The organism is Oscillospiraceae bacterium (assembly GCA_031265355.1).
Classification (GTDB): domain Bacteria; phylum Bacillota; class Clostridia; order Oscillospirales; family UBA929; genus JAIRTA01.
Genome location: JAISCT010000033.1, coordinates 35,889 through 53,987 on the forward strand (window position 1 = coordinate 35,889; position 18,099 = coordinate 53,987).

Here is an 18,099-nt window from a genome sequence, read left to right on the forward strand (position 1 = left end):
CTGTCTGCGTCATTGATTACGTACATCTTATAGGCTTTGCGGTCATTTGTCAATCCACAAATGACCGCTCCACATGAGACGCCTTACGTATACGAAAATCCATTTTCTGTATTTTTATATTGAATTAAAAGCGGGCAGGGAGATGGATGCTCTCCCTGCCCAATTTATCAGTCGGAACGGTGGGTTAACCCTCGGGCGACAAAGCATGGTCTATGTCAGGTATGTCGACGGGGATCGGTCCGAAATTGGGGACATAGACCCAAGAGCAGTCGACGAGCATGCTATCGGGGTCATCATGGCCGCTTACGGTAGGGTTGTATTCGAGTGTTACGGAATTCGCATGAAAGAGGCGTTCCGTAAGTCGCTCACTGAGTAGAGGCAATATGAACGCGTTAGGAACGAGCGCATGCGTATACCCGCGCAACAGAACACGCTCACCATCAACTTTCAAGATGAAATTGCAGGCAGGGATGGTTGCATTGCCTAGATATCCTTGCAGATTCACATCGGACGGGAGTCTTACTAAGATGGAACCTGCAAAACTATCTATATAAGATGCACTACTGTCCTCTATATTTTCAAATGACAGAACAGAGATACTGGGTTGCAAAGACAAAAAAGGATCGAAGGTGACACTAATAAGGTCGGAAGCGAGTGTAAGAGTAAAATCATCGCTTGTCAAGTCATCGCCCAAGATCGGGTCAAAAGCAAAAAGCAGATCGCAATGGTCAACGGCGCGCTGACTGGGAGCCACAAGATACTCAGGTGCGACACATTCAGCAAGTATAGGTGTATTTTTATAGCGCAATGAAGAGATAATATGGTTCAGAAATGCTTGAGGATTCTCTAAAGACATTTGTAGGGCGGGCCTAAATACGAGAGAGAGTCTTCCAAATTCCGGATTGATATAGGCAGAAACGCTCTGAGTACCCGAGATAGGCCAACGAGTGAAGGCAATCAGATAAGTCCCATTTGCGTGGAGGGCATGCTCTGGTATAGCATGCCCTGGATCGTCGTAGCTGTCCGTATAGGTCAGTTGGACGTTGTACGGGGCATCAATTGTGATAGAACGGCTGAGTGTGAGAATGAGCCATGAGGCATGTCGATCATTTGTCCCCATCTCCGGATTATGACCAATGTCCAGATCAGTGACAGTGACATCAGACACGCCAGTTATCTTGAAATCAGAGGCCAGGGGCAAATCGTCGATTGTGTTATCCAACTTTGTATCAAAATATAGGTAGATTTTTTCGCCCGAAATGTTGAGTATGGCTTCAGAGCCAAAGTGAAAGAAATCATTGTCATCTGTAGCTGCTGAAAAGACGGTAGCACGGGCATTTGAATCGTTGAGGTTGTCATCTGCAAGTAATACAATACCAGTATTTGTGACGTAACCATCGCGCAAAAATTCATCATAGGAATGGAATGAGTATTCGGTGTCAGTCTCAATGAAAAGTTCATCGACAATGCTTGCCTGATAGATGTGCCCATCCGTACTGTTTACATGTCCATACAAAATAGAGTCTTTGTCAAGAATGTCATATCCTTGTATGCCTTGATTATCCATCACAAAGTACGCGACCACAGGATGTTCCGCCGACGCCACGCCGGGGTTCAGCTTGATCTTCAGCGTGGCGAAGTTTTCTTCGTCGAAGATGACCTTGGGATATCCGGGGGCAAAACGCGGATCCACGCCATTCAACGAGATTTCTGCGATGCCCTGCTTGCGGACGATGAGATCGAAGGTCTTCGTCTCAGTCGCGCCACTGTACGTGAGCGTGGCGGTGAGCGTCACCTCCGCGTCAGCCGCGGTGTCGGCCGGGCGTGTCACAACGCCAGTTGCGGAGACGATGGCTGATTGGCTGGAAGCCCAGGCGATCGAAACACCCGGATAGGCCGGAAGGCTTGTGGGTAGCGATGTAAGGTTTGTTAAAATGCCCTGTTCGTAGGTATTCGTGCCCCGAATGGTTTCAAAGTTCAGCGCGATCTTCGCCGCAGTAAGGGTGTTCTCAAAATTGATAAGGAAGGGGAAAACAATGTCAACCCTGTTGTTGACTTGGTCGTCTAATCCGTCCGGGAGAATATAATTACCTGTTTTGTTCTTTTGTATGCCTGTGTTGTCGTATTCGCCGAGCTGTTGCTGTGTAACATACCCCATGGCTTTAAGCTGTCCAAGCGAATGACCCGGCGGGTCCCAACTTGCCCCGATATAGGCAGTTCCGGAATGAGTATATAGTGGGTCCCCTGTAACATCGCCTAGATAATAATTAATTTCAAACTTCGCTCTATCCCACCAGAAAAACGAATCCGTAAACGGAAAAGAGTTTATGCCTCCGTTGTCTCCCGCAAACAAAGCCACTGAGACAGTATATTCTCCATACACATCGGCTTTTATCGGACAGAGTATGGATAAATCTGAAGTGAGGACAGAATAAAGAAGCTCGTCTCCCAATTGATATTCAGGCCCTGTGATTTCAACCCAATAAACGGCTTGGTCATTTTTTGCGGCTGACCAGGAAGCGGAAATAAGGCCATCTGCGGTTATCTCGATGTTTGATCTGGGAGCGGGATATATCACAAGCAACCTGCCATAACAATCCTTTGAAGCTGTTGCAGCTTCCGAGTCGGTATATAGTGGCGATTCGCCGGAAAGCGCAACAACAGATACAGTGTAAGAGACATCTTTATAGGCGGTAACTGACTTAAATGAATGGCTTGCCGCATCAGGGTCATCAACGTCAACGGATACATTTGTTCCCTCGGAATCCGTAAGCGTCAACTGGTATCCCTTCGCATTGGCGACTTTATCCCAACGTACATCAGGCCATCCGTAGGCAAAGCTGATCACGATATTCTGCGGAGAAGTCAACTTTTGTTTGGGATTATCACCGCTGCCGACCGCCTCCAATACCGTGACGGTAACGCTGATACTGATGGGGACCCATGATATGGACGCGTTGGATAGAGTGCCGGTGATGATATAAGCACCGGCTACGACGGGATTGTAGCTGCTGAAATCCCATGCCACGCTCGCCGTACTGGTCGCGCCGGTATTAGCAGTCAATATAACAGCCGAGGGCAGACCAATATCACCGGGTTGCATACCGAACGGCACAGATATGTTTTGTACGTTATGGCTCCGGTAACTTGGGCTTCCGCCGTCACCCGATCCGCCGCCACCTGATCCGCTGCCACCTGATCCGCTGCCGCCGGGGGGCGATGCGACAGGTGGCATTGATTCGGGTGTTTCCTCAGTATTTGGACGCAAAATCATATTCCCGCTGACGACGACGTCAAGCTCACCGTCCTTGCCTTCGGTCACGGTCAATCCGTCAATCTTGCCCAAGTCCAGGAAAAACGTCACGGCGTCCCCGGTCACACGGATGTGTACCGGTTCGCTCGGTTTGCAGATTTCCATTGCGGTAAAACTGGATTTTCCGCCTATGTTGATAGAATCCATGCCACCGCCGTATACCACAGTCTTTCCTTTTACGGTAACGCTGTCAAGATTTACGTCGCCCTCGGCGATGCCGTCGGATAGGTACAGGTCGCTGGCAATGTTCATATTTTTCAGCGTGACCCCGATGGTATTGATCAGCACATTCCCTTCGACATCACCAGTATTCTCTCCCGCTTCCGTTATGTATACGTCGATCAGGTTGTCCAGTATTTTAACAACTTCGGCGCGGGAGATATGGTCCCGAGGTCGGAACTGTCCTGAGGAACCGGAAACATATCCTTTTGCCTCCATGCCGAACACAAGAGGCTGCGCCCATGACGAAATGGTTCCAGCATCGAAAAAACGGGTGGACGCGCTTGTGCCTTCATCGACCCTGAAAGCCCGGCCGAACATCACAGACGCTTCCTCACGGGTGATGTTGTCCTCCGGGCGGACGTTACCGTTTGCGCCTTGCATCACGCCGGCGGCGTTGAGTGCCAGAATATCTTTGGTGTACCATTTCTCTGGCAGATCGGTAAATGTGTTGTCCGCGATCTGCTGATAGCTCATAACGCGATTGAGGATAGCGGCTAATTCCGCCCGTGTAATGAGATCATTGGGACGGAAAAGACCACCCGAGCCCAGAATGATCCCGCGATCAGACCATCTGCTGATTTCGGCGCCGGCCCAATGTTCTGTAGCGTCTGTAAAAGCGCCGGCGGCAAAACTGGCCGGGAACAGACCCAATAGGGAAACAACGGCCAAGATCAGTGATAGCACGGTTTTCAAAAGTTTCATACTTCTTTCCCCTTTTCGTACGTACTCCCCAACGGCGGATAAAAGGAAACACTCTCGCGCCTGTTCGGCGCTTGATATACAGCCGCAAGAGCGGCATGGAAAGGATTTAACCAACCACCATTATCCAGTCCCTTGGAGCCGAGGCGGTGACGTGAGGTTTAAGCGTAGGGCGAGGAGTAAGCGAGCCATGTGATAAAGCCTCGTTACCTATAGTTCCCGAGAGAATTAACACTACGCCGAACTTGTTGAGTCAATCGTTGTTGGGCAGTCGATTGCAAGAAGCTTGTAAATCTCATTGACGTTCTTGACCCGCTTCTGCGGTATGATGCTCTTTGCGTAGACCTTGTATTTTTGACCCCGAAGATCTATGAAAATCCAGGATCCCAGAAAATGCGTCTCATTCGCACGAGACGAGATAATAGTACACCGGCTGGCCGCCTTCGATGAGTTGGATCTCGGCGCCCGGACAGTTCTCTTCGAAGACGGTTCGCGTCTGGGCCGCCTCCTCCTCGTCCACGCCCTCACCGGAGAAAATCGTGACAAAAGAGGGCATTTCGTCTCCAAAGGCGCGGGCCAGGTGCGTGACGACTTGCGCGCGGTCGTGGTGGTGGTAGAGCAGCGCGCCGTCGACAAGCGCCATGTGGTCGCCGGAGGCGATCCGGCGGCCGTCAAAGGATGAGTCGCGCGCCGCGTAGGTGACAGAACCGCTTTTTACCCCGGAGAGGGCCGCGAGCATCGCCTCGCGGTTCTCGGAGACCCCGGCGCGGGTGTCCACGGCCAGCAGCGCCGCGACGCCCTGGGGGATAGACGTGGTCGGGATGACGATGAGTTCTTTTTCAGACAGCGGCAGACATTGCTCGGCCGCCAGGATGATGTTCTTGTTGTTGGGCAAAATGAAGACCATCTCGGCCGGCGTCGCGTCGACGGCCTGCAAAATGGCCTCCGTGCTCGGATTCATCGTTTGACCGCCCTCGATCACCTGGTCGGCGCCCAGGTCCCGTAGCACCCGCGTGAGCCCGTCGCCCGCGCAGACGGTCACAAAGCCGTACCGACGCGTGGGCGGCGCGACGACGCGCGCCGCGGCCGGCTGTGCCGCCGCCTCCGGCGGCGCGGCGCCCTGCCGGATCACCTGCTCCGTGTGCTGGATGCGCATGTTCTCGATCTTGATCGACGAGAGCGGTCCGTATGTCAGCGCCTCCTCCAGCGCGCGGCCAGGGTGGTTCGTGTGGACATGTACCTTGATGACCTGCTCGTCGTCCACGACGACCAGGCTGTCGCCGATCGCTTCCAGAAAGGCCCGCAGGCGCACGACGTCACGTTTCTTTTTTCGGGTGACAATGAATTCCGTGCAGTAGTCAAATTTGATGTCCTCGGCCATGTACTCCGAAAAATCCGCCCGCGTGCGCAGAGACTGCCCCTCCACGGCGGGCACGGCGACAAACGGTTCGCCCCGCAGGGCGGCCAGCATGCCGGAGAGGATCACGCAGTACCCCCGGCCGCCGGCGTCCACAACGCCCGCTTTCTCCAACACGGGATTCTGATGTACGGTCTCCGGCAGCGCCGCCTCGGCGGCGGCCAGCGCCTGCGTCAGGACAAACTCGGCGGCGGGGTTCTCCTCCGCGGCCTTCGCCGCGCGGGCCGCCGAAACACGGGACACGGTGAGAATGGTGCCCTCCGCCGGCTTCATAACGGCGCGGTACGCCACGTCGACGCCGGTGGAGAGACCGTCCGCCAGATCGGTGCCGTCGAGCGAGGCGCGGTCCTTGACCGCCTTGGCAAACCCGCGGAACAACAGGGACAAAATGACGCCCGAGTTGCCCCGTGCGCCGCGCAGCAAGGCCTGTGAGGCGGCCTCGACCGCCCGCCCGGCCTCCGAATGGGTGTGCTGAGAGAGCTCCGCCGCCGCCGCGCCGAGGGAAAGCGACATGTTGGTGCCGGTGTCCCCGTCCGGCACCGGAAAGACATTCAGTTCGTTGATCTGCTGCCGCTCGGCCTCGATGGCCGCGGCGGCGGACAGGATCGCTTTGGTAAACAGGGCGCCGTCAATGCGCTCGATCAAAGCAGACACCTCCCGAAGGGGAAAAGATTACGCATCGGCGATTATAGAATCCACGCAGACGTCCACGTGGGCCACCCGCACACCGGTCAGTTTCTCCACCACATAGCGCACCTCGGAGATGATCGACCGGCTGACGGCGGGAATGTTGACGCCGTGGTCCACGGCGATGTGCAGCTCGATGTTCACGGTGTCGTCGCAGGCGGCGCTCACTTTGACGCCCTTGGACAGGCTGTCCCGCCGCAGCAGATAGACAAAACCGTCCGATACCGAGCGGGTGGCCATACCCTTGACGCCAAAGCAGTTGTTGGCCGCCCAGCCGCTGATGGTGGTGAACACGTCGGCGCTGATATCGATGACACCCAGGTCCGTTTGTATCTTCATCGCAAAAGCCGCCCTTTCCTTGTGATTCGGCATGACTGGTTATGGTTCAGGTATCAAAGGCCTCGCCCGCCGCTGGCCGGCGGGTTGCTTCGCCGTCTCAGTCCAGGCTCTCCGCCAAGCGGGCGAGTTCCTCCCGGGCCGACAGCCCGTCGGAAAACAACGCGTCGGGCCGGTCGGAGAGGTATGCGTCGAGGCCCGCCTCCGTCATGGCCGCCAGCGTCTCTCGGGCCTGCGTGTGTCGCCGCGCCGCGACAAGCCGCTCTAACCGCCACAGCAGATCGAGCGCCCGCGTCCGGTTCTCCGCCTCCGCGGCGGCCGCTTCGGCGGCAGAGCGCTCCTCCGCCTGCCGCGCTGTCTGCGCCTCGGCGGCGGCCGTCAGGTCCGCCTGCGCACGGCGCAACGCCGCGGCCTCGTCCTCCAACGCGTCGATCCGCGCGGCGTCCCGCGCAGTCTGCGCGGCGAGGGTCTCGTTTTTTTCTCGCAGTTTTTCCATACTCTCAAGCGCCGACACGGAAAACTCCGCCTGCCGCTCCACCTCGGCCCAACCCAGCTCACTCTGCCGCTGCATATGGGAGAGATAGGACAAAAATACGAAGAACAGCGCGGCGCCCATCAGGACTATCACATATTTGAACAAAAAACGCGCGTTCCCGGGCGTCCGGGCCGGTGTCTCCGATTCGAGACCGCCCTCCGGGGTCGGCGGACACGGGAGCTTCACAATCTTCGAATCCGGTTTCATGCCATCACACCTTCACCGGCCGGCCGCTGCCGGCCGTCGTCTCATTCGGATCGGATCAGTTGTTCCATTAGCGCGTCCAAGTCCTCCGGGCCGTAAAATTCGATCGTGAGCCGGCCCCTCTTCGGCCCCGCGGCGATGGAGACGCGGCGACCCAACCCTTCGGAGAGACGGCGCTCATGCTCCGCGAGGTAGTTTGGTTCGCGGGGGGCGGGCGATACCGCGGGTTCCGTCTGGAGCCGCCGGCAGAGCGCCTCGGTCTGGCGCACCGACAGCCCGTCGGAGACGACGCGCGCCGCGGTCCTCTCGATCAGCACCGCGCCGGGGAGCGGCAGCAGTGCGCGGGCGTGTCCGGCCGAGAGACGCCCTTCGATGAGGTGCGCGCGCACGGCCTCGGGCAGAGACAGCAGCCGAAGGCTGTTGGCCAGCGCCGGGCGGGAGCGACCCACCCGTTCGGCGGCCTCCTCCTGCGTCAGCCCGTATTCCTCCACCAGGGCGCGCAGTCCCTCGGCCTCTTCAATGGGATTTAGATCTTCGCGCTGGAGATTTTCGATCAACGCGATCTCGGCGGCTTTACGGTCGTCGGCGTCCACGATCAGCGCAGGGATCTCCGCGAGGCCCGCCAGCCGGGCCGCTCGCCAGCGGCGCTCGCCCGCGATGATCTGGTAGTAGCCGGTAGGCAGACGCCGCACGAGCAACGGCTGCAGTACGCCGTGCGTGCGGATGCTCTCGGCCAAATCCTGGAGGCCCGTCTCGTCAAAGCGCCGGCGCGGCTGCGCCGTGTTTGGCTCCACCTCGGCCATGCGCAGCGTCACGCTGCCGCCCTCCCCGGCGCGCAGCGCGTCGCTGCCAAGCAGCGCGCCCAGCCCCCGGCCCAGTCCCGCATTTTTTGAAGCCACGGCCATATCTCCCTTCGGGTGTCACGGGGTCCTGCGGACCCGCCGTGCAGGGGCGGCGCGGCGCCGCCCGCGGTGGGGTGTCACGGGGCCGCGCGGGCCCGCCTCTCGGATGGTTCGGCCAGCAGCAGACGCCCTTGCAGGGGGCCCATAGCCGGCGAGACGACGCCATCCCGCGCCGCAAAGATCTCGCCGCTCAGCAGATCGCGGGCGGCGGCTTTTGGCCAGGGCAGAGCGCAGGCGCAGGCCTCCTCGGCCCGGTTTGTCACCGCCGCCAGATACATCCCCGCCGCGGTGCGCGCGAAAGCCAGCAGCGGCCCTTCGGCCCGCAGGTAAGAGAGTACCCCGCACTGCAGCGCCTCGTAGCGGCGCCGGTACGCGCCGAGCGCCGTGTACCATGCGGTGAGGGATGCATCCTCCCGCCCCCAGGGGAACCCCCGGCGGTTGAAGGGGTCCTCGAACCCCTCCATCCCGGCCTCATCTCCGTAGTAGACGCAGGGGGAACCCGGAAAGGCGTACTGGATGAGAGATGCCAGTTTGAGACGCGCGCGTGCGCGTGCGTGCGCCTCGGGCGGCAGCGCATACGCGGCGCGCTCTTCGCGCGGCTGGCCATACAGACGCTCGTCCACACCGAGGACCGTCAGCGCGCGGGGGGTATCGTGCGTGCCGACAATGTTCATCAGGCTGTAAAAGACCGGCGCCGGATAATTCTCGCGCAGCGTCTCCATCTCGTACCGAAAATGCGCCGCGTCCCCGCCGAGCAGGTACCCCAGCAGCGCGTTGCGGAAGGGATAGTTCATTACGCCGTCCAGTTCGTGCCCCAGCAGGTAGCGGCGGCGCACGCCGTAGGCAATCTTCTGGGAGGCGTCCTCCCAGACCTCACCGATGATGACGGCGTCCGGCGCCTCCGCCCGCACCGCGGCGCGCAGACGGACCAGAAAGTCGTCGGGCAGTTCGTCGGCCACGTCCAGCCGCCAGGCCGAGGCGCCCGCCCGCAGCCAGCGGCGGATTACGCTGTCTTCGTCGTCAATGATGTACTTGAGATAACCGGGGTCCGACTCGTTTACCTGCGGCAGCGTGTAGATGCCCCACCAGGAGGCGTAACGGTGCGGCCACTCCTGGAAGTCGTACCAGCTGTAGTAGAGGGAATCCTTCGACTGGTAGGCGCCGGTCTCGTCGTAGGTCCCGCGCCCGTTGAAGTAACGGGAGTCAAAACCCGTGTGATTGAATACGCCGTCGAGCATCACGCGCATGCCCAGTGCCCGTGCCGCGCGGCACAGTGCCGAAAACGCCTCCTCAGACCCAAACATGGGGTCGACGCGCTTATAATCGGCCGCGTCGTAGCGGTGGTTCGAGGCGGCCTCGAAAATAGGGCTGAAGTACAGTGTCGTGACGCCGAGAGAGGCGAGGTAGGGCAATTTTTCCTGTACGCCCGCCAGCGAGCCGCCGAAGAAGTCCCGGTTGTGAATCTCTCCGTGTTCGTCCGGCTGGAAATCTGGCACGTCGTCCCAGTCCTCATGCACCGTGCGCCGGCCCACAAGGCCGACCGGGTCGGGGACGGCGACGCGGCGGAAGCGGTCGGGGAAAATGTGATAGGTGACCCCGCGCCCGTACCAGTCGGGTACGGAGAGCGCCTCGTCATATACAGTGAGTTGAAATGGAGGCAAAATCTCCTCTGAGGATATACCCTTGCCGTCCATTGCCTCGATGTTTACACCGATGTAGAGGTCAGGCCGATCGAAGCGCTCCACGCGAAAGTGGTACCACACGGGGCCCAGCCGCCCTCCGGTCGGCAGCACGGCGCGGTAGACGTCTTCATCCCTGTCCAGCCCACACCAGTCCATCCGGGTCTCCGTTTTTTCCTGGTCGAACTCAAAAGAGGCGCACAGAAAGGCGTGGGAGACGGCCTGTGCGCGGGGCACACGGATGGAGAAGGAGACGTCCGTCCCGGCGGTCACCGCGCCGAAGGGGTTTTTGTAAGCACTGTCGCGGGCGTCGTAGAAAGACATGAGAGACACGCGAACCCCCCTTTGTTTTGCAAGGGAAATATTGTAAATTTTTGACACATGACGCGTTCAGAGTGCACAAGGCGGGGAAGCGGCCGTCAGCGCACCTTGGCGCCCGGGGCTAGGCCGTCGGGCGCGAACAGCACGAAGACTTCGTCGTCGTGATTTTCCCCGCAGAGGATCATGCCCTGGCTGAGGACGCCGCGCAGTTTGACGGGCTTCAGGTTCGCCACCAACAGCACGCGGCGGCCAATCAGGTCCTCAGGGGCGTACCACCGCGCGATGCCGCTCACGACCTGCCGCGGGTTTCCGCCGTCGAGGGCGCCCGTGTCCAGTTCGAGGCGAAGCAGCTTGTCGGACTTTGGCACCGGTTCACAGGCCGTCACGAGGGCGACTCGGACGTCCGTGCGGAAAAACTCGTCAATCGAAATCTCCGCGGACGGCGCGTCTACGTTTGCTGTTTTTTCTGTTTTTGTCGGAGCGGACACGGCGGAGGTCTCGGCCTGCGGAGCGGGTGCCGCAGGCGGCCCGTCGGGCCGCAGACGGGGGAAGAGAGCCGGGCCTTTCCGAACGAGGCCGGTCTCGGCGCCGATCTGTGCCCGCAGCGCCTGCGCGCTGCGGGGCATGATGGGATCGAGCAGGGGCGCGAGCCTCAGCAGCACGGTGCGCAGCGTGTGCAGCACGGCGGCCAGACGGGGGCGGTTCGCCTCGCTGCGGCCCAGCACCCAGGGCTCGGTCTCGTCGATGTATTTGTTGGCCCGCCCGATGAGGCGCCACAGATCGGCGAGCGCCGCGGCGGTCTGCAGGGCGTCCATCGCCGTGCAGTAGCGCCGTGTGATCTCCTCGGTCAGCGCCAGGACCTCGTCGTCCAGCGGCGCGTGAACCCGCGCCTCCGGCAGGCGCCCGTCGAAGTACTTTTCAATCATCGCCACCGTGCGGGAGAGCAGGTTGCCGAGATCGTTCGCGAGGTCGGCGTTGATGCGCGCGATAAGCTGGGTGCGGGTCAGTATGCCGTCGGTGGCGAAGGGCATCTCCCGCAGCAGATAGTAACGCACGGCGTCCACGCCGAATTCGCCTACCAAGTCCTCGGCGTAGATCACGTTGCCGAGGGATTTGGACATCTTGTCGGCGCCGGAGAGCAGCCACGGGTGGCCGAACACCTGCCGGGGCAGCGGCAGATCCAGTGCCATCAGCAGGATGGGCCAGTAGATCGTATGGAAGCGCAAGATGTCCTTGCCGATGATATGCACGTCGGCCGGCCAGTATTTTAAAAAGGCTTCGGAGGGCCCGTCCGGGTCGTAACCCAACGCCGTGATGTAGTTCGACAGCGCGTCGATCCACACATAGACGATGTGCCCCGGGTCAAAGTCCACCGGGATACCCCAGGTGAAGGAGGTGCGCGATACGCACAGATCCTGGAGTCCGGGGTCCAGAAAATTTTTGATCATCTCGTTTTTGCGCGACTCCGGCTGGATGAACGCGGGGTGGGCGTCGATGTGCGCCCGCAGCCGGTCGGCGTATTTGGACAGACGGAAAAAGTACGCATCCTCGGAGGCGGGCTCGACGGCGGCGCCGCACTGCGGACAGACGCCCTGGGCGTCCGAGACCTGCGTCTCGGTGTAAAAAGCCTCGCAGGAAAGGCAATAGAGACCCTCGTAGGCCCCCTTATAGATATCGCCCTGTTCATAGAGGCGTTTGAATTCCTTTTGTACGATCTGCTTGTGCGCAGGGTCCGTCGTCCGAATGAACTGGTCGTAGCTCACATCCATCAGGTCCCAAATGCGGCGCACCTCGGCCGCGATGTGGTCGACGTGCGCCTGCGGCGTACGTCCGTCGGCCTCCGCCTGTTTTTGGATCTTCTGCCCGTGCTCGTCCGTGCCGGTGAGAAAATATACGTCGTAGCCGCGCATACGCTTGTACCGCGCGATGGCGTCGGTGAACACGGCCTCGTAAGTGTTCCCGATGTGCGGGACCCGCGAGGTGTAAGCGATGGCCGTCGTAATATAATAGGGGCGAGCGCTCATGACAGTTTCCTCCCAACCCAGGCCGGACACCAAAAAAGGCCACAAATATGTTTTAGTATATCATTCTGACCGGGTGAAATGCAATAGCCTCCCGCACTCGACGCAGTATTGGCAACTGATTTTTTAAAATATGAGAAAACAAGAGCAAAACGAAGATGTTAAAAGTGAGAACAAGGAAATCGGACACAAAGCATGATTTCGCGAGAAAACGGCGGTTTTTTCGCACCGCCAAGGATTGCATAATCAAAACCGAGTCGATATGATAAGTAATGGCTTAGCACTTGGCGTCGCCGAGTGCTAATGAGATCCAATTTCGAATCGGGAGGACTGAGACTATGAAGCTGAAGCCTCTGGCCGACAGAGTCGTTCTGAAGATGCTGGAATCCGAGGAGACCACGAAGAGCGGGATCATCCTGGCCGGCACGGCCAAAGAGAAGCCGCAGGTGGCGGAGGTGCTCGCCGTGGGTCCGGGCGGCAACGTGGACGGCAAGGACATCGTCATGCATGTCAAGGTAGGCGAAAAGGTCATCACCAGCAAGTACTCCGGCACCGAGATCAAAATCGACGGCGAGGAACGGGTCATCGTGCGCCAGAGCGACATTCTGGCCATTGTCGAGTAACGCCGAGGAACAACAAAGTTAAGGAGGATCACGAGACTATGGCAAAGGAAATTCTGTATGGTGAAGAAGCGCGTCACGCGCTGGAGCGCGGAGTCAACCAACTGGCCGACACGGTGAAGATCACCCTGGGTCCCAAGGGTCGCAATGTCGTACTCGACAAAAAGTTCGGCGCGCCGCTCATCACAAACGACGGCGTGACCATCGCGAAGGAGATCGAGCTGGACAACGCGTTTGAGAACATGGGCGCCCAGCTGGTGAAGGAAGTGGCCACCAAGACAAACGACGTGGCCGGCGACGGGACCACGACGGCTACGTTGCTCGCGCAGGCGATGATCCGCGAGGGCATGAAAAACGTGGCGGCCGGCGCGAATCCAATGATCATGAAGCGCGGCATCGCCAGCGCGGTCGAAGCGGCGGTGGCGTCCATCCTAGGAAACTCCCACAAAGTGGGCGGCAGCGAGGACATCGCCCGCGTGGGTACGATCTCCTCCGGCGACGAGACCATCGGGCGGCTGATTTCCGAGGCGATGGAAAAAGTCGGTTCTGACGGCGTCATCACGGTGGAAGAATCCAAGACTTCAGAAACTTTTTCTGAAGTGGTCGAGGGCATGCAGTTTGACCGCGGCTATATTTCGCATTATATGGTGACGGACACCGAGAAGATGGAGGCCGTCATCGATGACGCGCTCATTCTGATCACCGACAAGAAGATCTCCAACGTGCAGGACATCCTGCCTCTTCTTGAGCAGGTCATGAAGCTGGGCCGCAAGCTCGTCATCGTGGCGGAGGACGTGGAGGGCGAGGCCATTGCCACCCTGCTCGTCAACAAACTGCGCGGCGTCTTCACCAGCGTCTGCGTCAAAGCCCCGGGCTTCGGCGATCGCCGCAAAGACATGTTGCGCGACATCGCGGTCCTGACCGGCGGCGAGGTCATCTCCGACGAACTGGGCCTCGACCTGAAGGAGACGACGGTCGATCAGCTGGGCCAGGCCCGTCAGGTCAAGGTACAAAAGGAGAATACCATCATCGTGGGCGGCGCGGGCGACCAGCAGGAGATCCAAAACCGCATTGCCCAGATCAAGGCGCAGATCGAGCTCACCACCTCCGACTTCGACCGCGAGAAGCTTCAGGAGCGCCTCGCCAAGCTGTCGGGCGGCGTGGCCGTCCTCAAAGTGGGCGCGGCCACCGAGGTCGAGATGAAAGAGAAAAAGCTGCGCATCGAGGATGCGCTGAACGCCACCCGCGCGGCGGTGGAGGAGGGCATCGTGGCCGGCGGCGGCACGATCTTTGTCAACGCCGTTCCGGCTGTGGAGAAGCTGCTGGCCGATGTGGGAGGCGATGAGAAGACCGGCGTCGAGATCGTCGCGCGCGCCCTGACGGAGCCCTTGAAGCAGATCGCGATCAATGCCGGGCTGGAGGGCTCGGTGGTGCTCGAGAAGATCCGTGAGAGCGGCAAGATAGGCTGGGGCTTCAATGTGTTCAACGAGAACTACGGCGACATGGTGACCTTCGGCATCGTCGACCCGACAAAGGTCACGCGCTCGGCGCTGGAGAACGCGGCGTCCATCGCGGCCATGGTACTGACCACCGAGAGCCTGGTGGCCGACAAGAAGGAACCTCTGCCCCCCGCCCCCGCCCCCGGCGGCATGGGCGGCGGCATGGACATGTATTAAAGTAAAGCAGGTGTAGGGGACGCTGCCCACAGCGTCCCGCCGTCCCCCACACACACAGGGTTCAACAGAAAGCCGGGTTGCGGACATCACATCCGCAACCCGGCTCTTTTGCTGTCCACAATCCCCGCTGATTGCATCCAGCCCAGCCCGGCGCGGTAAAGCGAGATAGGCGCCATACTTGATTTTTTCCGACATTCGGCATATACTATTGAGTAGGAAAGTCGGAATATCAGAAAACAAGGAGATGAACGTATGTTAGCGGAACTGCGCGCGAAGTCGCAGATTACCATACCCAAAGAAATCGTTGATCGGCTTGGAATCGCGGAGGGCGACAAGCTGGAGGTGACCGAGAAGGACGGCGCGATTTGCCTGATGCCCGTCGTCGTGTACCCCAAAAAGTATCTTGACGAGCTCCGCGGGGAAATCCAAGACGCGAAGGCGAAGATCGCGGCGGGAGAGCGTCCCGCGTTTGACAGCGTGGACGCTCTATTTAGCAAACTGGAGGGCCATTGATGGCCTATCAGCTTACGTTTACCGAGCGGTTTCAGAAGCATTTCAAGACTTTGACAGAACAGGAAAAGCGGCAGCTGCGGCGAAAATTGGAACTGAACAAAAGGAGACGCGTCGCGCCTCCTTTTGTTCTCATCTATTACATTTGGTGTAACAGGCGTCGTCAGGCGTACTGTCAGCTGATCGTTCCGCTGGCGCTGCACGTCAGCGGGATATTCACGGAGGCAGATGTGACCAAGATAGACCCAAGCCATTTCTTCAGTGTGGCTGTAACGCGCGCGGTTGCGCCTGTCGTCGAAAGGCTTTGGTTCTCGTAGGTCCAGCTGCTGGCGACCCAATGACTGGCGGACGCACTGACAACCCAGGCGGACGAACCGTCATATCCGAACGTGGCGTTCAGCGTAACGGTGGCGATGGTGGTGCCGTTGTCCTTGTACGTGGATTCACGTGTGGCGCTTTTGGTGCTGCTTCTCAGGAGAGAATTGTGGACCGTTGTGGTGGTTTCAACTGTGATGCCATCGCCCAGATATTCAATATCCGTTGTTTGAGCATCCCCGGGCTCGGCGGCATAACTGAACACTGACACGGACATAAGGCACAACATAGCGAGGCAGCAGGCAAGAACTTTGACTTTTTTCATTGGATTATCTCCTTTCAAAATTTAGTAAAGGTAGGTGACGATCTCTTGGGTCAGCTCGATCTCAGATTGTGCTTTTGTTATGTAATAAATGAGTATGCCAAGAAAGATAATAATCGCAACAGGCAAGACAACAACAAGTATTTTGCAGATACTTCTCATTCGTTTGCTGTGCTGTATTTCCGCAGGATCTAATGTTTCCATAAAAGTCTCCGACAGCACCACCGGGTCGCCCAAGAGCGCAGAGAGCTCTTCAACAGTGGCATCCGGCTTGTCGATCAAAAAATCTGCTACAAACGCATCCGACTCTTTGATAAAGCGTGTTTTGGAAGCATGGGAACATATCAGCGTCTTTCGCAATGTCTTGTAGTAGCGGTTCAGCGCTTTGGTCATTTTCGATCTTCTCCCTCCAAATTTGCCAAATCCAGAGTTTCCCGTGCGAGAATGTTGTCGATCACATCCGTCACAGTTCTATATTCTGCGACCAATTGTTCAAAGTATACTCTGCCTTCCGCTGTGATGGAAAAGTACACACGCAATCTGTTGTCCTCAGAGATGGTCTTGTTTGCTTCAAAGATATAATGAAATTTTTGTAATCTGTACACAGCTTGGTAGAGGGTGTTGAAGGTAAGAACACCGCCGCTGATTTGTTCAATCAGGTTCATCATCTCATACGTGTACATGGGCTTAAAACGCAACACAAACAACACCAGCATCTCTGTCGTTGCTTTTTTGAGCAAGTCCTTGATACTGGCGGACGTTCCACTCCTGTTGGAGGTGGTGTCTTGCGTCTTGTCCACAAGAATCGCCTCGTATTGTAAATTTTCTTCCACTATGCCCTCGTACATAGGTTCCACGTTGCACAGTGTCTCCCAGTTTTTTCCATAAATTTGGTAAGTCGTCCTTGCCGCCCACGGCCAGCCCGCTGTCTCGGGACAGTGTTTCTTGGTTTGAGGAGATCATATTCAGAAAAAATGCACCTTGTCAACTATAATTGTTATTGACAATTATAAGTTCTGGGTGTATTATAAATTTCGATTGGGATCTGTAGCTGTGTGCAAGCGGTGTGAGAAGGGAGATGTTTAGCGGCAAATAAAGAATATTTTGTATAAAATATTACCATAAAATGTGCATTCTTTAAGTGTTGTGCTCAATCTGCTTCTTTCTGATAATATCATTGAGGTCAAAAATATTGAAGAAAAAATATAAGACAAAAAATGAAATTTGCTATTGACAAGTATAAGATCTTGGTGTATTATGGATTTCGACAAGACTTGCAGTCATGTGTAGCCGGCGTGACGAGGGTGCGTCCGGTGGAAGATGGGACACTTTCTTCGAGAGTGATAAAAGTGCGAGGATTATTTTGAAAAATTTGTAAAATACGATGAAATTAAGATGTTAGGTGGCGATAGCCCAAGGATTTGTCGTTTTGAACCGTTGGTTAAAGGAATTGCGAAGAAAATGGTTGAGCAGCGAGGTAGAGTTTTGCCCTTGCAGCAATTCGCAAATATTTTCGCACGCGAGTATAGGAAGGTTGATTTGATTGTGGCGCGTTTTTTAGATCTCTGCCACCCGGGGATTTGGATTGGATGTGATGCCGATGATTTGAGGAAGTTGCACCTGCGGATCCAGAAAAATATATGAAAAGACGGAGGTTCTTATGAAACATTCATTCAAGAAATGTGTGGCGCTCGCCGTGGCCATGGTGTGTCTGGTTTCTATCTTTTCGATCAACGTTTTCGCCGTATCGACGTCAGGTTCTTTAGGAGGAAACAGCGTATCCGCCACCCTGACAATGGGTTCGTCCAGCGCGACTGCCTTGACTACTTCCACTGCTACCGCATACTTGAAATCAGAGGTGTGGTACACTTATGGTTGGGGACAGGTAAGTGGTCAGTATGAAGTTTACAACAGTTATTCTGCCACTGCTGGGTACGCTTCGGCAACAGCGTCCGCGAGTCATTACAATCCTGAGTCAATACGCGCTAGATCTAAGCATTTGGTAGAATATGGGTCTTACGTTTGGAATCCAACACTCACCATAAACTGAGCGACACATTGAGGTTCTTGCATCCCGGGGTGGCAAAGCCACCCCGGGATAACTTAACAGGTGGTGGTTTTTTACATGAAAAAGATCGGTTCACGCCATTTGCAAATGGCGCTGTTTACACTCCTGTCGGCGATTTTGCTGACTGGATGTGCCCCGGGGCATTCGGAAACGAATACTTTTGTACCGGAAGATGATTTTCAGTACACATATTACGCGCAAGGCACACCGCAAATGATGGCCGAAACTGAAAACGGCTACTACATACTCCTG

At 57.3% G+C, this 18,099-nt stretch carries 15 protein-coding genes; 4 read left to right on the plus strand and 11 right to left on the minus strand.

Annotated elements, in window-relative coordinates; all coding sequences use genetic code 11:
* Nucleotides 1-184: 184 nt before the first annotated feature.
* The 7 genes from LBK75_04820 to metG all read right to left on the minus strand — a co-directional run bounded on the left by LBK75_04820 (nt 185) and on the right by metG (nt 12,339).
* Nucleotides 185-4,237: an S-layer homology domain-containing protein gene (locus tag LBK75_04820; GenBank protein MDR1157615.1), complete on the minus strand. Its 4,053-nt coding sequence runs from the start codon at nt 4,235-4,237 to the stop codon at nt 185-187.
* Between the two features lie 397 nt (nt 4,238-4,634).
* Nucleotides 4,635-6,296 (minus strand): DAK2 domain-containing protein, encoded by a 1,662-nt coding sequence (locus tag LBK75_04825; GenBank protein MDR1157616.1) that lies wholly within the window; start codon nt 6,294-6,296, stop codon nt 4,635-4,637.
* A 27-nt stretch (nt 6,297-6,323) separates the two neighbouring features.
* Nucleotides 6,324-6,677 (minus strand): Asp23/Gls24 family envelope stress response protein, encoded by a 354-nt coding sequence (locus LBK75_04830; GenBank protein ID MDR1157617.1) that lies wholly within the window; start codon nt 6,675-6,677, stop codon nt 6,324-6,326.
* A 97-nt stretch (nt 6,678-6,774) separates the two neighbouring features.
* Entirely contained in the window at nt 6,775-7,416 is a 642-nt protein-coding gene (locus tag LBK75_04835) for a hypothetical protein (GenBank protein ID MDR1157618.1), read from the minus strand.
* Between the two features lie 41 nt (nt 7,417-7,457).
* Nucleotides 7,458-8,318 (minus strand): ParB/RepB/Spo0J family partition protein, encoded by an 861-nt coding sequence (locus LBK75_04840; protein ID MDR1157619.1) that lies wholly within the window; start codon nt 8,316-8,318, stop codon nt 7,458-7,460.
* Nucleotides 8,319-8,392: 74 nt separating this feature from the next.
* Nucleotides 8,393-10,318: a glycoside hydrolase family 13 protein gene (locus LBK75_04845; protein ID MDR1157620.1), complete on the minus strand. Its 1,926-nt coding sequence runs from the start codon at nt 10,316-10,318 to the stop codon at nt 8,393-8,395.
* A 95-nt stretch (nt 10,319-10,413) separates the two neighbouring features.
* Complete coding sequence (gene metG, locus LBK75_04850) at nt 10,414-12,339, minus strand: methionine--tRNA ligase (protein MDR1157621.1); 1,926 nt, start codon at nt 12,337-12,339, stop codon at nt 10,414-10,416.
* 335 nt (nt 12,340-12,674) lie between these two features.
* On the opposite strand from metG, the gene LBK75_04855 reads away from it, so the two are divergent.
* The 3 genes from LBK75_04855 to LBK75_04865 all read left to right on the plus strand — a co-directional run bounded on the left by LBK75_04855 (nt 12,675) and on the right by LBK75_04865 (nt 15,145).
* A complete protein-coding gene (locus tag LBK75_04855) occupies nt 12,675-12,959 on the plus strand; it encodes a co-chaperone GroES (GenBank protein ID MDR1157622.1) in 285 nt (94 codons plus the stop codon).
* 38 nt (nt 12,960-12,997) lie between these two features.
* Nucleotides 12,998-14,632, plus strand: coding sequence for a chaperonin GroEL (gene groL, locus LBK75_04860; GenBank protein MDR1157623.1), 1,635 nt, complete (start codon nt 12,998-13,000; stop codon nt 14,630-14,632).
* A gap of 252 nt (nt 14,633-14,884) precedes the next feature.
* Complete coding sequence (locus tag LBK75_04865) at nt 14,885-15,145, plus strand: AbrB/MazE/SpoVT family DNA-binding domain-containing protein (protein MDR1157624.1); 261 nt, start codon at nt 14,885-14,887, stop codon at nt 15,143-15,145.
* Between the two features lie 172 nt (nt 15,146-15,317).
* Here the strand turns inward: LBK75_04865 and LBK75_04870 are convergent, their stop codons facing one another.
* The 4 genes from LBK75_04870 to LBK75_04885 form a co-directional block, all read right to left on the minus strand.
* On the minus strand, nt 15,318-15,782 hold the full coding sequence (locus tag LBK75_04870; GenBank protein ID MDR1157625.1) for a hypothetical protein: 465 nt from the start codon (nt 15,780-15,782) through the stop codon (nt 15,318-15,320).
* A 21-nt stretch (nt 15,783-15,803) separates the two neighbouring features.
* Nucleotides 15,804-16,172 carry a hypothetical protein gene (locus tag LBK75_04875; protein MDR1157626.1) on the minus strand — a complete coding sequence of 123 codons (369 nt, stop codon included), beginning with the start codon at nt 16,170-16,172 and terminating at the stop codon, nt 15,804-15,806.
* Nucleotides 16,169-16,627, minus strand: a complete 459-nt coding sequence (locus LBK75_04880; protein MDR1157627.1) for a PadR family transcriptional regulator — start codon at nt 16,625-16,627, stop codon at nt 16,169-16,171. Before LBK75_04880 ends, LBK75_04875 begins: the two co-directional genes overlap by 4 nt.
* Nucleotides 16,628-17,336: 709 nt before the next feature.
* A complete protein-coding gene (locus LBK75_04885) occupies nt 17,337-17,612 on the minus strand; it encodes a hypothetical protein (GenBank protein MDR1157628.1) in 276 nt (91 codons plus the stop codon).
* 292 nt (nt 17,613-17,904) lie between these two features.
* Here LBK75_04885 and LBK75_04890 point away from each other — a divergent pair.
* Nucleotides 17,905-18,099: hypothetical protein (locus tag LBK75_04890; GenBank protein MDR1157629.1), on the plus strand; the 195-nt coding region annotated here is incomplete at its 3' end.